The organism is Tardiphaga sp. 215_C5_N2_1 (genome assembly GCF_052076055.1).
Taxonomy (GTDB): domain Bacteria; phylum Pseudomonadota; class Alphaproteobacteria; order Rhizobiales; family Xanthobacteraceae; genus Tardiphaga; species Tardiphaga robiniae.
In genome coordinates this window covers 4,283,160-4,296,789 of sequence record NZ_CP197240.1, presented here as the reverse complement: position 1 = coordinate 4,296,789, position 13,630 = coordinate 4,283,160, and the positions used below count along the sequence as shown (strand labels likewise).

Annotated in this window: 16 protein-coding genes and 1 pseudogene; 10 read left to right on the top strand and 7 right to left on the bottom strand. The window is 62.0% G+C overall.

Features of this window, described 5'->3' with window-relative positions; all coding sequences use genetic code 11:
• Positions 1–150: 150 nt before the first annotated feature.
• The 4 genes from AB7828_RS20430 to AB7828_RS20415 form a co-directional block, all read right to left on the bottom strand.
• Entirely contained in the window at positions 151–1,068 is a 918-nt protein-coding gene (locus AB7828_RS20430; RefSeq protein ID WP_441231027.1) for a phosphoribosylaminoimidazolesuccinocarboxamide synthase, read from the bottom strand.
• Between the two features lie 66 nt (positions 1,069–1,134).
• Positions 1,135–2,052 (bottom strand): pirin family protein, encoded by a 918-nt coding sequence (locus AB7828_RS20425; protein WP_120287589.1) that lies wholly within the window; start codon positions 2,050–2,052, stop codon positions 1,135–1,137.
• 103 nt (positions 2,053–2,155) lie between these two features.
• Positions 2,156–2,758: a 3-keto-disaccharide hydrolase gene (locus tag AB7828_RS20420; RefSeq protein WP_089263360.1), complete on the bottom strand. Its 603-nt coding sequence runs from the start codon at positions 2,756–2,758 to the stop codon at positions 2,156–2,158.
• A 65-nt stretch (positions 2,759–2,823) separates the two neighbouring features.
• Entirely contained in the window at positions 2,824–3,744 is a 921-nt protein-coding gene (locus AB7828_RS20415; protein ID WP_441231026.1) for a LysR substrate-binding domain-containing protein, read from the bottom strand.
• A gap of 71 nt (positions 3,745–3,815) precedes the next feature.
• Here AB7828_RS20415 and AB7828_RS20410 point away from each other — a divergent pair.
• Positions 3,816–4,091: pseudogene (locus AB7828_RS20410) on the top strand (DUF1127 domain-containing protein); the annotation flags it as partial.
• Positions 4,092–4,187: 96 nt separating this feature from the next.
• Positions 4,188–4,475, top strand: coding sequence for a DUF1330 domain-containing protein (locus AB7828_RS20405; RefSeq protein WP_441232286.1), 288 nt, complete (start codon positions 4,188–4,190; stop codon positions 4,473–4,475).
• Between the two features lie 6 nt (positions 4,476–4,481).
• Here the strand turns inward: AB7828_RS20405 and AB7828_RS20400 are convergent, their stop codons facing one another.
• On the bottom strand, positions 4,482–5,846 hold the full coding sequence (locus AB7828_RS20400; protein ID WP_441231025.1) for an MmgE/PrpD family protein: 1,365 nt from the start codon (positions 5,844–5,846) through the stop codon (positions 4,482–4,484).
• Between the two features lie 129 nt (positions 5,847–5,975).
• Here AB7828_RS20400 and AB7828_RS20395 point away from each other — a divergent pair, with 129 nt between their 5' ends.
• Positions 5,976–7,115 (top strand): FUSC family protein, encoded by a 1,140-nt coding sequence (locus AB7828_RS20395; RefSeq protein WP_441231024.1) that lies wholly within the window; start codon positions 5,976–5,978, stop codon positions 7,113–7,115.
• Here AB7828_RS20395 and AB7828_RS20390 read toward each other — a convergent pair.
• Both AB7828_RS20390 and AB7828_RS20385 read right to left on the bottom strand, forming a co-directional pair.
• On the bottom strand, positions 7,099–7,641 hold the full coding sequence (locus AB7828_RS20390) for a hypothetical protein (RefSeq protein WP_441231023.1): 543 nt from the start codon (positions 7,639–7,641) through the stop codon (positions 7,099–7,101). The genes AB7828_RS20395 and AB7828_RS20390 overlap by 17 nt on opposite strands.
• Positions 7,642–7,648: 7 nt before the next feature.
• A complete protein-coding gene (locus AB7828_RS20385) occupies positions 7,649–8,122 on the bottom strand; it encodes a DUF2867 domain-containing protein (RefSeq protein ID WP_089263368.1) in 474 nt (157 codons plus the stop codon).
• A 158-nt stretch (positions 8,123–8,280) separates the two neighbouring features.
• On the opposite strand from AB7828_RS20385, the gene AB7828_RS20380 reads away from it, so the two are divergent.
• From AB7828_RS20380 to AB7828_RS20350, 7 genes are all read left to right on the top strand, one after another.
• Positions 8,281–9,240 (top strand): tripartite tricarboxylate transporter substrate-binding protein, encoded by a 960-nt coding sequence (locus AB7828_RS20380; protein ID WP_441231022.1) that lies wholly within the window; start codon positions 8,281–8,283, stop codon positions 9,238–9,240.
• Positions 9,241–9,333: 93 nt separating this feature from the next.
• Complete coding sequence (locus tag AB7828_RS20375) at positions 9,334–9,708, top strand: nuclear transport factor 2 family protein (protein WP_068729987.1); 375 nt, start codon at positions 9,334–9,336, stop codon at positions 9,706–9,708.
• A gap of 241 nt (positions 9,709–9,949) precedes the next feature.
• On the top strand, positions 9,950–11,608 hold the full coding sequence (ccoN, locus tag AB7828_RS20370; protein ID WP_441231021.1) for a cytochrome-c oxidase, cbb3-type subunit I: 1,659 nt from the start codon (positions 9,950–9,952) through the stop codon (positions 11,606–11,608).
• A gap of 2 nt (positions 11,609–11,610) precedes the next feature.
• Positions 11,611–12,351 carry a cytochrome-c oxidase, cbb3-type subunit II gene (gene ccoO / locus AB7828_RS20365; RefSeq protein ID WP_439065349.1) on the top strand — a complete coding sequence of 247 codons (741 nt, stop codon included), beginning with the start codon at positions 11,611–11,613 and terminating at the stop codon, positions 12,349–12,351.
• A gap of 2 nt (positions 12,352–12,353) precedes the next feature.
• Complete coding sequence (locus AB7828_RS20360; protein ID WP_439065348.1) at positions 12,354–12,539, top strand: cbb3-type cytochrome oxidase subunit 3; 186 nt, start codon at positions 12,354–12,356, stop codon at positions 12,537–12,539.
• Positions 12,530–13,411, top strand: coding sequence for a cytochrome-c oxidase, cbb3-type subunit III (gene ccoP / locus AB7828_RS20355; protein ID WP_441231020.1), 882 nt, complete (start codon positions 12,530–12,532; stop codon positions 13,409–13,411). The genes AB7828_RS20360 and ccoP overlap by 10 nt, the downstream gene beginning before the upstream one ends.
• Complete coding sequence (locus AB7828_RS20350) at positions 13,408–13,623, top strand: hypothetical protein (RefSeq protein ID WP_441231019.1); 216 nt, start codon at positions 13,408–13,410, stop codon at positions 13,621–13,623. Before ccoP ends, AB7828_RS20350 begins: the two co-directional genes overlap by 4 nt.
• Positions 13,624–13,630: the final 7 nt, after the last annotated feature.

The following is a 13,630-nucleotide window of genomic DNA, read 5'->3' as shown; positions in this document are numbered from 1 at the left end:
CGATGAGGAGTGCGGGCCGGAAGTATGTCACGCGCGAACCTGTAGGAGCGCTGCGCGACAGGCGCAACCGCCGCCGTCTCTGGTAGACGACGGTGAGATGTACGGACAAGACTATTTTTATGACAGTCCGAGGGAAAGACAGTCAGTTTGTTAGTTGATGACCAGCTCCGTGCCGGTCAGGCGGCGATAGGCCTCCAAATAGCGCTTGCTGGTGGCGTCGATCACCTCAGGGGGCAGCGGCGGCGGCGGGGCTTCGCCGTTCCAGCGGCCGGCGCGGCGCTCGATGTCGAGATAGTCGCGCAGCGGTTGCTTGTCGAAGCTCGGCTGCGGCTGGCCCGGTCTATAGACGTCGGCGGCCCAGAAGCGGGAGCTGTCGGGGGTCATCACCTCGTCGATCAGGATGATGCGGCCATTGCCTTCCCTGCCGAATTCGAACTTGGTGTCGCCGATGATGATGCCGGCCTCGCGAGCGATCTCTTCACCCTGGGTGTAGACGGCGCGAGTCATGCTCTCGAGCGTGAAGGCATCCTCCTCGCCGATAATCTCGCGCATCCGGGCGATGGTAATGTTCTCGTCATGGCCGGTCTCGGCCTTGGTGGCCGGGCTGAACACCGGCTCGGCGAATTTCTCGCTTTCGCGCAGCGCAGCTTCCAGTTTCTCGCCGGCCAACGTGCCTGACGCGGCATATTCCTTCCAGGCCGATCCCGAAATGTAGCCGCGGATCACGCACTCGATCGGGAAGACGGTGGTGCGGCGGCACAGCATGGCGCGACCGGCCAAGGCGGCGCGGTGACCTGCGAGCGCCGGCACCTGCCCGATGATCTCGTCGGCATCGGCCGAGATCATGTGATGCGGGACCACGCCGCCAAGCTGGTTGAACCACCAGGCGCTGATCTGGGTCAGCACCGCGCCCTTCATCGGGATGGTTTCGTTCATGACCACGTCAAAGGCGCTGATGCGGTCGGTGGTCAGCAGCAGCACGCGGTCGTCGCCGACGGAATAGATATCGCGCACCTTGCCGCGACCGATCTTGGGGAGGGGCAGGTCGCTGGCGGCCATTGTGGTCATGTCAGGGTCTTTCGAAAGCAGAGTCGTCCGGCGTCTGGCCGGCGGCGACGTGATGAAGGAGTGAGCCTATTCCGGCAGCGGGATGAATTCGTGTTCGTTGGGCACATGCGCGAAGCGGCCGGTTTTCCAGTCCTCTTTCGCCTGCTCGATGCGCTCCTTGCTGGAGGACACGAAATTCCACCACAGATGCCTCGGCCCTTCCAGCGCGTCGCCGCCGAGGAACATCATGCGGGTATTGCGCGTCGCCTTGATAGTAATGGCATCGCCGGGCCGGAAGATCAGCAGTTGCGGCGCCTCATGGCGGTCGCCAGCGATCTCGATCTCGCCATCGACGATATAGACCGCACGTTCCTCATGGTCGGGATCGAGCGGCACACTGGTGCCGGCCTCGACGGCCACTTCGGCATAGAACCATGGCGACACCATCGACACCGGCGAAGCTTTGCCAAACGCCTTGCCGGCGATCACGCGCGCGGTGAAGCCGGTGTCGGTGATGGTCGGCAGGCTGTCTGCGGCATAATGCTGGAACGACGGTGCGATTTCCTCGGAGCCCTTGGGCAAAGCGATCCAGCTCTGCAGGCCAAGCATCTTCTGGCCGTCGCGGCGTTGCACATCCGGCGTGCGCTCGGAATGGGCAATGCCCTTTCCGGCAGTCATCAGATTCATGGCGCCGGGCTGGATCTCGCGGACATTGCCCTCGCTGTCGCGATGCATGATCGCGCCGTCGAACAGATAGGTCACCGTGGCCAGGCCGATATGCGGATGCGGCCGCACGTCCATGCCCTTGCCGGAGATGAACTGCATCGGGCCGAAATGGTCGAAGAAAATGAACGGGCCGACCATCTGGCGCTTGCCATGGGGGAGGGCGCGGCGGACGAGGAAGCCGTCGCCGAGATCGCGGGTGCGCGGCACGATCACGAGCTCCAGCGCGTCGCAGGTCTGCGCGTCGCCGAGGATCGGATCTTCTGATGGTTGCCAGCTCATGAGGGCTCCGTGGGGTTGGGCCCATCATAGCAGCATTTGGCGGGGCGGGTAAAAGGCCTCAGCCCGGATGGATCGCTCCGTCCGGACTGAGGAATGGCTGTGCTTACAGCGGTTTGATCTGGACCTTGCGGAATTTCACCACGCCGGAGCCGTATTGCAGGGCGATCGGGCCGGCGGCGTGCTTGGTGTCCTCGACATCGACGGTCTTTTCGCCGTTCAGGATGACCGTGAGCTTCGGGCCCTTCGCCGTGATCTCATAAGTGTTCCACTTGTCCGCCGCCTTGGGCATCGGATTGACCTTGGCCACATCGACGATGGCGCCGGTGCCGTAGGACGGGTCGGGCCGCTTGTCGAAGATGTTGACCTCGTAGCAGGTCTTGCCGTCGATCACCTTCGGGTTATCGCAGCGGATGAAGATGCCGCTATTGGCTTCGGCATCGGTCCAGAACTCGGCTTTGATCTGGAAATCCTTGTAGGGCGTCTTGCTGACGAGATAAGCGAGATCCTTGCCGGAGAGCAGCTTGTCGGCGGCGAGCGCGCCGTCCTTCATTTCCCAGTTGGCGTCGCCGACCTTGTCCCAGTCGCCCATCTTGGTGCTATCGACCAGCGTGACCCAGCCGTCAGACTGGCTCATGGCAGGCTGGATTGTCGTAAGAGCCGCAACGCCGATAACGAATCCGGCTGCAATCGCTGTAACGCGCAACATAAAGGTCTCCTCCTGTTTGCTTTTTATTGGCGTGACGTTAGCCACGGGAGAATGCGGTTGTAAATCTACTTCACATTGTGCGGTGCGTTAACGCTTGATGCCTTGCGCTTATCTGCAGGGCCGCGGGTCGTTCGTTCGTCCAGCAGCACTTTTTGCATTGCCTGGACGTTCGGCGAAGCCGCGCCCTTGCGCCAGATCAGCACCGTCTCGGCGTGATTCTCGCCGCGCGGCAGGCGATGCACGGTGAGCCGCTTGCCCTCCGGGAATGTCGACAGCACGCTTTCCGGCAGCAGCGCGATGCCCATACCCGCGACTACGCAGCCGAGCATGGCGTGATAGGAGCCGAGTTCGATGGTGCGCTCGGGCATCTCGCCGCGCTTTGCATACCAGTCTTCCAGCCGCTTGCGATGCGGGCAGCCGTTCTCGAACACCAGTACCGAGCGCGGCGCGCTGTCCTTGCGCCCGATCGGCGGATGGCGTGGCGACGACACGATCACCGGCTCCTCGTCGAACGCATGCATGCGGTCGAACGGCGCCGCGGCAATCGGCTCGGCCACGAAGGCGGCGTCGAGATCACCGGCAAGGATGCCTTTCGCGAGGGTCTCCGGATTGCCGATGCGCATTTCGAGTTGCACGTCGGGATAGCGGCGGTGAAATTCATTGAGCGGTCCGGGCAAGCGCACCGCCGCGGTGCTCTCCATGGCGCCAAGGCGGAAGACGCCGCGCGGCCGTGGGTCCTGCACCGCGTCGCGGGCCTCGTCGGCCAGCGCCAGCAGCCGGTCGGCATAGCCGAGGAGCGTTTGGCCCGCGGGCGTCAGATGCAGGCGCTTGCCTTCGCGCACGAACAACGCCGTGCCGAGATCGTCCTCGAGCTGACGCACCCGCGTCGTCACGTTGGACTGCACGCGGTGCAACCGTTCCGCGGCGCGCGTCACACCGCCTTCGCGCACAACGGCGCGGAAGATGCGCAGCTCGGACAGATCCATACATCTCTCCATGAGATCGAAACGATCTTGATTATTCATTTTATGGGATGAAATGCGCCGGGTAAACCCGCATGGCCAACGGCACCCATCAGCGGAAAGGGGCGGACATGATCGACGACAAACGCGAAACGTATGCGCACGACGTCCGTCGCCTGACGCCGCTGCAATGGACTGCGCTGAAGCGATCCATCATCCGGCGTGTCCATGCTGAGCGCGGCCGGATGTTGCGTTCGGTCGCGATCGCCGCCGTCGCGGCCCTGCGTCACGGCTGGCGATGCCTGCGCGAGCGGCAACAGGCGCGTGACGAACTACGCTCCATGAGCGATTACGAATTGCGCGATATCGGCGTGACCCGCGCCGGCATTGATGCGGTGACCCGCCGTGGCAACGACGACGCGACGCAGAGCGCGTCACAACGATCACATCAAAACTGGAGAGCCATGATGTCGAAAGCCTACTGGATTGTCCGCGTCTCGGTGCGCGACGAGGGCCGTTATCCGGAATATCTCGCTGCGGCCAAGCCGGCGTTCGACAAGTTCGGCGCACGGTTCATCGTGCGCGGCGGCGCCTTCGAAACCATGGAAGGCGACGCCCGCGATCGCAATGTGGTGGTGGAATTCGCCGACCACGCGACCGCAACCGCCTGCTACCGTAGCCCGGAATACGAAACCGCCAGATCCATCCGGCAAAAATACGCCGAGGCCGATTTCATCGTCATCGACGGCGCTTGATGTCCGTTACCGTCCCAGCGCCGTCGCCGTCGCCACGCGGTCGAAAGTCTCAAGCGAGAGGATCGCATCCGCGAATTTCTCGGCGCGATTGTTCAGCACGGGGCGCGCGAGCTGCAGGAATTTCTGCTGCATCGCCACGGCATCGGGAAACGATGTCGGCTCGCCCGACGGATCGGCATAGATGCGCTCATGCACGCCATCTTCAGTGTGGATGCTGACGCGTGCGCCGAACGGATGACGCTTGCCTTCCAGGCGTTCGTCCTGAACCACGTCGAAGCGGTCGGCCAGCGTGTTGATCGCGCTGTCGCCGAGGCGCTTATAGTCGTCCCAGCCGAAGCTGCCCTGATCGAGCGCGAGCGCGCCGGTGAAGAACATCGAGAACTGGCCGCCAACGATGGAGGTCGGATGACGCTTGGTGGCGGCGTCGCCGGTCAGCGTGATGCCGTTGCGATGCAATCCGATCTCGACGCGCTTGACCTGCTCGGGCGTCAGATTGTGCTCGCGCCGCATCGCCACCAATGCGTCGATGGCCGCATGCGTATAGCGGCAGCTCGGATAGGGCTTGATGCCGATCTTCATGGTCTCATAGACCGAGCCGAGATCGGCCACGGCCTTCTCCGGATGCGCGTTATCGCTATAGCCAACCAGGAGGCCGTGCTTGCCTTCGACGGATTCGGTCGCGCCGATGAAGTCGTTGCGCGCTAAAGTCGCGGCGATCACGCCGTTCATGGCGGCCGCGCCGACCTGGTAGCGCTTGTTCCAGGCGCCGTTGACGAGGAACTGCAGCGAACCCGCCGCTTGGCTGCCCGACACGCCGAAGGCTGAAATCAGCTGATCCTTCGAGAGCCCGAACAACTTGCCGGCTGCAGCCGCAGCACCATAGGTGCCGGCCGTCGCGGTGGGGTGGAAGCCCTTGGCATAATGCGAGGTCGGGTCGAGGGCGTTGCCGAGCCGGCAGCAGACTTCGTAGCCGGCGACGATGGCTGTGAGCACCTGCTTGCCCGATGCGCCGACCATTTCGCCGATGGCGAAGGCGGCGGGTACCACGGGAGCGCTGGGATGCAGCGAGGAATCGGCATGGGTATCGTCGAAATCGAGCGAATGGCCGAGCGCGCCGTTGAGCAGGGCGGCCACGGCCGGTGTCCAGGTCTTGCTGTCGCCGAAGACGGTGGATTCTCCCTTGCCGTCCAGCGACAGGGCCTCCAGCATCTTGAGCAAAGAGGGGGTGGATTCGGCCTCGCTGCGGGCACGGATGGTGCTGCCGAGATAATCGAGGGTGAGGACCTTGGCGCGTTCCAGCACGTCCTGCGGAATGTCGTCGAATTTCAGGTCCGCGACATAAGCGGCAAGCGTTGCGGTCTCATTGGCCATTGTGTTTCCTCACTCTTGTTGAAATAGCCTTAGGCGGACCAAATCGGCGTTTCAAGCGGCCATGGCGACGCGTGGATCAGCCATGCTGAAACTGGTTCGTCAAAATCCGTTTCAGGGATCAATTCTGACATGTCCGCATCGAAGCGAATTCTCGGCTTCCTGAAACGGGTGGTTGCCTTCTTCCGGGCGCGAAAGGTCGAACTCGGCCTCGGCGTCCGGGTGACCACAGCGGCGCTTGCTGCGCTGATCATAGCCCTGACCGTCGGGCTGAAACTGCCGCTGTGGGCTGTGCTGACGGCGATCATTGTCACCCAGATGAGTGTCGGGCGGTCGCTGAAGGCAACACGTGATTATCTGGTCGGCACGATCGGCGGCGCCATCTATGGCGGCGCGGTTGCGATCCTGATCCCGCATTCCAATGAAGGCGCGCTGCTCGCCGTTCTGGTGCTGGCGGTGGCGCCGCTGGCCTTCATCGCGGCGATCAATCCCAGCCTCAATGTTGCAACGGTGACGGCGATCATCGTGCTGTTGCTGCCGATGATGAATCACAACACACCACTGGAATCCGCCATCGACCGCGTGCTCGAAGTCACGGTCGGTGCCGTCACAGGTCTTCTGGTGTCGTTCCTGGTGCTGCCGTCGCGGGCGCATAATCAGGTCCGCGCCAGTTCGGCCGAGGCGCTCGATCTGATCGCGACGGCGCTCACCGAACTGCTCGCCTCTCTGACGCGCGGCCGCGACAATGAAGCACTGCACCGGTTGCAGGATGGCATCGGCCATGCGCTCACCAATCTGAATGCGATCGGCGCCGAAGCCGAGCGCGAACGTGCGGCGCATCTGTCCAGCGGCCCTGACACTGGCCCGCTGTTGCGCACAACGCTGCGGCTGCGGCATGACCTGGTCATGATCGGGCGGTCCACTGTGGTGCCGTTACCATCTGCGTTGCAGGTCAGGCTGGCGGGTCCGCTGTCGCGGGTCAGCGATGCGATGGCGACGTTTCTGCATTCGACCGCCGTAGCACTGCGCAGCGGCACCGGCGCGCCGGCGATCTGGCCGGTGCAGACCGCACTACAGGCTTATGCAGGAGAGGTCGGTGCGCTTCGGCAAGAGGGGCTAACGCGCGGATTACCCGGCGATGTAGCCGAGCGCTTCTTCGCGATCGGCTTTTCGCTGGAACAGATGCGGCAGAATTTGAAGGATCTCGAACGTTGCGTCGCCGAATGGGCCGAGACGGATCCGGTGAGCAAGGAGCCTACTGACGCGATTTGAGCAATGCCAAGGCGTGGAGCTGCAGCTTTTCCGGGTCGCGCTCCCCGCGCGATGCTTCATCGAGAATACTGCTCGAGAGCAACTGCACGGCGTCCGATGAAATCTGCAGCGGCAATTCATCGAGGCAGCGATCCAGCGCTGTGGACATCGCAGCGACCGTCTCCGGGCCGAACGACTGGTTTCGTTGGTCGTCAGTCTGAGGTGCCAGATCGGGAGATGCGACGTCACGAATGCGGGTGGAAAGCCGCGCCGCCTCGGCGAGTACGCGGAGGTAAATCAATCCGGCCTCGCTGAGCGCCTTTTCATCGATCTGTCCTGACCGCGCCACGGCGACAATCCGCGCGGCAAGGCGGCGGCGGTTCTCGGGCGTGTCCGCGGACTCGCCTTCATGCGTCACAAAGGGCTGCCAAGCGGCGTCAAACGCGTGCGCCAGCGTGACTTTCAGCTCCTCGTTCTGCGGATCAATCTCTGTAAATGGCATATGGGCTAACGGGCTGCGATGACCCAGGTTCCCCACGGCTGCCACGGCAAATTCAGCGCGTGACCTGCCGCAGCATGGAACGGACCACCATTCGGTGAAACGGCTTGATGACCGTCAGGTAGATACGTCCGAGCCAGTTATGCATCAGCACGACGGTCGTTGCCGTAACGCGCTGGCCGGTACCGTCCGCTGCGACATCGACCACGACGCGAAAATCGAGATGATTGTCATTGAAGCCCGCGATCAGACGCTGCGGCGTCTCGCTGAGCACAGGGAAAAAGCCGACCTTGTCGACATTGGCGTGACGCGCGGATTGCGCCGTCTTCAGCCCGAAGGGCGCAACGATCAGATCCCGCAGCCGCATCAAGGCGTCCACCCAAGGCGGAGAATGGCTGAGCATGCGGGTGGCGGCGTCGCGGGCGGTCAGGTCCGTCGTCTCGGTCGTGATACTGAAGGCGTCGGCGAATTGTGCGCCGGTCAGCAGGCTCTTGGTATCGATCGTTGGGTGAACCATGGAGATGGTCATAGGACCTCCGTAGACGTCAAGGAACGGCGCCGCACGCCGTCGGTTACGCCGCTCTGCAGCATAACATGTCTTTGCATCCGGCGCCGGATACTCCCTAAGATCACGGAAAAATCAGGCAAAGATCTACTTAGACAAGACCTGGTCAGGGAGGATTTGGGATGGCTTGGTTCAGGCTTGCTCCGCTCTGTCTGGTGCTGATCGCGCCGCTGTGTGCATCCGCGCAGGATTATCCCACCCGTCCCATCACGCTCGTTGTGCCATTCGCTGCCGGCGGCAGTTCCGATGTCAACGCACGGCTGATTGCCGAACAGATGAGCCGGCATCTCGGTCAGCCCATCGTGATCGAAAATATCGGCGGTGCGGGCGGGGCCGTGGCGCTGGCTCGCGTCGCGCAGGCCCCGCCTGACGGCTACACCATCGTGCAGGGCAATAGCGGCACCAATACTGCGGTCTACCTGTTCACGCCCGATGTGAAATTCGCGCCGTCGGATTTTGTAGGCATCGGCATGTTCAACAAGAGTTCGGCTATGGTTGCCATCCGGCGCAATTTTCCGGCCGACAATCTCGCGCAATTCATCGCGCATGCGAAACAGAATCCCGGCCGTCTCAATATCGGCCACTCCGGCGTGGGCTCGCAGAACTATCTATTCTGCAAGGCTTTCGTTCAGGCTGCGGGCATCGATGTTACGCTGGTCGGCTATCGCGGCGGCGGTCCGGCCCTGAATGATCTGATCGGTGGGCAGATCGATGGCATCTGCGATTCCTCGGCGTCGGTGACGCCGGCCATCCAGAGCGGTCTCATTCGCGCGATTGCGCTGGCATCCAGAACGCGCTTGCCGCATCTGCCTGACGTTCCGACTGCCAGCGAGGCCGGGTTGCCGCAATTTGAAATATCTGGCTGGTATGCGCTGTTCGCGCCGAAGGGCACGCCTGCGCCGATCATCGCGAAGCTCAATGCCGCGATGCGCGCTGCTGTTGCCAATCCCGATTATCAGAAGCGCCTCGATGATCTCGGCTCGATGCCCGCCGCAGATGCCGAAATGGCGCCGGCCTATCTTGCGCATTTCGTGCCGCAGGAGATCGAGCGTTTTCGAAAGATGCTGGGTGACAGCAAGTGATCTAAGGCCGGACCACCCATGCAACGGTATAGTATGGCCGTCATCGCTTCTGTGTTATAAGGGTTCCAGTCTGATTGTGGGTGGGGGACTAAGTTGGCTTATGATCGTTCGACCGTTGAAGCGGTGATCCAGCATTATTTCGACGGCCTCTACGAGGCTGATGCCGACAAGCTTGGCGCGATCTTTCATCCGACCGCGGATCTGCGCTGGGTCGAGAATGGCGAGCTGAAAGTGCTGACTATGCCGGACTGGATGGCCATGGTTCGTACGCGGACCTCGGGCAAGGTCGATGGCAAGACCCGCGATGACCTCATTGTCACCATCGATCGCTCCGACGACAAGACAGCCTTCATCAAGGTGCGCTGCCAGCTGCCGCCGCGTTACTTCACCGATTACCTGATCGCGATGAAGCTGGCCGATGGCTGGCAGATCGTCTCGAAATCCTATCGCTACGACGTGAAGGACTAATAGGCGCAGGCATCCTGTCTGCGCCTATAGAAGAGACGCGTCAGGTTCGGTTGCGCGACATTGGTTGTAAGTATCAAAAATTGCGATTGATCCCGGTCGGAATCCGTTCGCGGGCTTGACCTAAGTCAATCGCTGTGGCGGCGGAGTGAGTTAGTCGTGATGGTGTGAGGATGCTCTGTGCCGATCGGGCGCTGCGCGTCCTGCCTGACGAGCCGCCGCGAGACGAGCAGGGGACGACCGGATGATCGCGCAATTGACCAAATCGGAGCGGCAGCTCGCGCTCATCATCCTGCTGGCTCTCACGATTTGCGGCCTCGCGATGGCGATCGCCGGCCGCCAGGACCCGCTCGGCGTCCATGGTGCGATTGTCATGCTGGCGGGGATCGCCGGCATCTTCGGTGTCATTTATGTCTATTACGAGCCAGAGCCGGACGAGGCCCGGCTGGCGCTGTATTACGATGACCCTACCAAATTGGCGATCATCCTGGCGATGATCTGGGCCGTGATCGGCATGTTCATCGGCGACTGGGTTGCCTGGCAGCTGGTGTTTCCCAATCTGACGTTCGATGCCGGCTGGTCGAGCTACGGCCGCATCCGCCCTGCGCATACCAGCGCGGTGATCTTCGGCTTCGGCGGCAATGGGCTGATTGGCACTTCGCTCTATGTGCTGCAGCGGACCTCGCGCGCGCGGTTGCCCGATCAGATCAGCCCGTGGTTCGTACTGCTCGGCTACAATCTGTTCTGTGTGCTCGCCGCCACCGGCTACTTCATGGGCGTCACCCAGTCGAAGGAATATGCCGAGCCGGAATGGTATGCCGACGTCCTGCTGGAAATCGTCTGGATCGTCTATTTCGTCATCTATATGCGGACGCTGGCGCGGCGGAAGGAGCCGCATATCTACGTCGCCAACTGGTACTACATGGCCTTCATCCTGGTGGTGGCGATCCTGCATACCGTCAATAATCTGGCGATGCCGGTCTCGTTCGGTCACGCCAAGAGCTATTCGGCCTTTTCCGGCGTGCAGGATGCGATGACCCAATGGTGGTACGGCCACAACGCCGTCGCCTTCTTTCTCACCTCCGGCTTCCTCGGCATGATGTATTACTATCTACCGGTGCGGGCGGGACGGCCGATCTATTCCTACCGGATGTCGATCATCTCGTTCTGGGGCATCACCTTCATGTATATGTGGGTGGGCTCCCATCACCTGCATTACACGGCGCTGCCGCAATGGGTGCAGACGCTCGGCATGACTTTCTCGCTGATGCTGCTGATTCCGTCCTGGGGCTCCGCCGGCAATGCGCTGCTGACGCTGAACGGCGCCTGGTACAAGGTGCGCGACGATGCGACGCTGCGTTTCATGATGGTGGCTGCGGTGTTCTACGGCCTCACCACGTTCGAGGGATCGTTCATGGCGATCCGCTCGGTGAACTCGCTGTCGCATTACACCGACTGGACCGTCGGCCACGTCCATGCCGGCGCACTCGGTTGGGTGGCCATGATCACCTTCGGCTCGATCTATGCGTCGGTGCCGTGGCTGTGGAAGCGCGAGCGGATGTATTCGCCGGCGCTCGTCGAATGGCACTTCTGGCTCGCTGTCGCCGGCCTCTTCACATACGTCTTCGCGATGTGGAATTCAGGTATCATCCAGGGCTTGATGTGGCGCACCTATAACAGTAGCGGCACGCTGTCTTATTCCTTTATCGAGACAGTGATCGCGATGAAGCCCTATTACGTTGCGCGCGCGGTCGGCGGGTTCTTCTTCTTCGCTGGTGCGGTGATCGGTCTCTACAACATCGTCATGACTATCCGCACTGCTGATCAGCCGGCCGATGAACGCGCCGCAGATCGTCCGGCGGCACAGCCCGCTGGCGTGCCTGCGCTGCAGCCGGGAGAATGACGATGGGTTTGTTCGGCCTGCATTACAAGCTCGAACGCAAGACGATGAGTCTTGCCATCGGCATCATCATTGCCGCTAGCATCGGCGGCCTCATCGAGATCGTGCCGCTGTTCACGATCCATCAGACGGTGGAAGATGCACCGGATATGCGCGTCTATACGCCGCTCGAAATCGCCGGCCGCAACATCTACATCCGCGAGGGCTGCTACGCCTGTCATTCGCAGATGATCCGCACATTGCGCGACGAAGTGGAGCGTTATGGGCCATATTCGCTCGCGGTCGAATCCAAATACGACCATCCGATGCTGTGGGGCTCGAAGCGTACCGGACCGGATATCGCGCGTCTCGGCGGCAAATATTCCGACGAATGGCACGTTAAGCACCTGATCAACCCACGCGACGTGGTGCCGGAATCCGTGATGCCGCCTTATGCCTATCTCACGCGCGCCAAGGCGCGGATCGACGATCTCGGCCTGCATCTGGCCGCGCTGCGCAAGGTCGGCGTGCCTTATACGGATGAGATGATCGCCAACGCATCCAACGATGCCTATGGCCAGACCTCGCCCGATACGCCCTTCGCCGAAGGCGTCACCAAGCGCTATGGTGAGGCGACCAATGTGCGCGCCTTCGATGGCCAGCCCGGCGAGCCCACCGAGATGGATGCGCTGGTCGCTTACTTGCAGATCTTGGGCAAGCTGACTGATGCGGCCCACAAGGCTAAAACGGCTGCGGCGGGAGAGTGACGATGGAGCACGAGGCCACTGTCTGGTTCGCGAAGTCCTTCGGGCTGTTCTATCTGATCGCAATGTCGATCGGCGTGGTGGTCTATGCATATTGGCCGAAGAACAAAAAGTCGTTCGACTCTGCGGCGCAGTCGATCCTCGATCCTTCCGTTGAGGACAAGCCGTATGAGGCAAAGCGATGGCAGTAGAGGAACGCGATCCCGTCTCCGGCTATCTCACCACCGGCCACGAGTGGAACGGCATCAAGGAATTGAACACGCCGGTGCCGCGTGCGGTGGTCTTCTTTCTCTGGGCGACCTTTCTCTATTCGGTCGTGTACTGGATCCTGATGCCGGCCTGGCCGCTGGGCGTGACATATACCAAGGGTCTGCTGGGGATCGATCAGCGCAATATCGTTGCGGAGCAAATCAAGGACGCGGCCGCGGAGCGCGCCAAATGGAGCAAGCTGATCGAGACCGAAAGCTTCGAGGCTATTCAGGCTGACAAGCGGCTGATGACGATCGTGCGGCAAACCGGCGCGACGTTGTTCGGCGATAATTGCGCCGCCTGTCATGGCCGCGCCGCCGAGGGCGGCAACGGCTTTCCAACGCTGGTGTCGCAGGCCTTCCTGTGGGGCGGTACGCCCGATGCGATCGCCGAGACGATCCGCGTTGGCATCAATTCGCCGCATAAGGATTCACGGACCTCGCAGATGCCGGCCTTCGGCCGTGACGGAATGCTGAAGCGCGAGCAGATCGACGATGTCGTCGACTATGTTCGCAGCCTGTCGAACCCTGCCGTCGCCAAGGCGATCGCGCCCGGGAAGCTCGCCAGCGGCAAGGTGGTGTTCACCGACAATTGCGTCGCCTGCCATGGCGAGAACGCGACCGGCAATATCGAACTCGGTGCGCCGAACCTGCGTGACAATTTCTGGATCTATAGCGGTGACGCCCAGTCGGTCTTCACGACTGTTTGGGGTGGCCGGCAAGGTCACATGCCGAGCTGGGATTCCCGGCTGTCGGCGCTCGATCGCAAGATCCTCGCGCTCTATCTCGTCAACCTCAGGGCTGCCGGGCCATGAATGTAGCAGCGATGAAGCACGTCAACGCGAAGATCTGGGTCTGGATGGCGATTGGTGCCGGTCTGCTACTGGTGCTGATGGCCAATGCGCACATGGTCTATGTGGCGTTTTCGTCGCAGCCCGACTGTATCGATCACGTCAAGCGCGGCGCCAGTGTCGCGGAAGCCGGCAAATTCAGTGCGGCGTCCTCGTCATGCACGCCGCGTCATTGAGATTGCG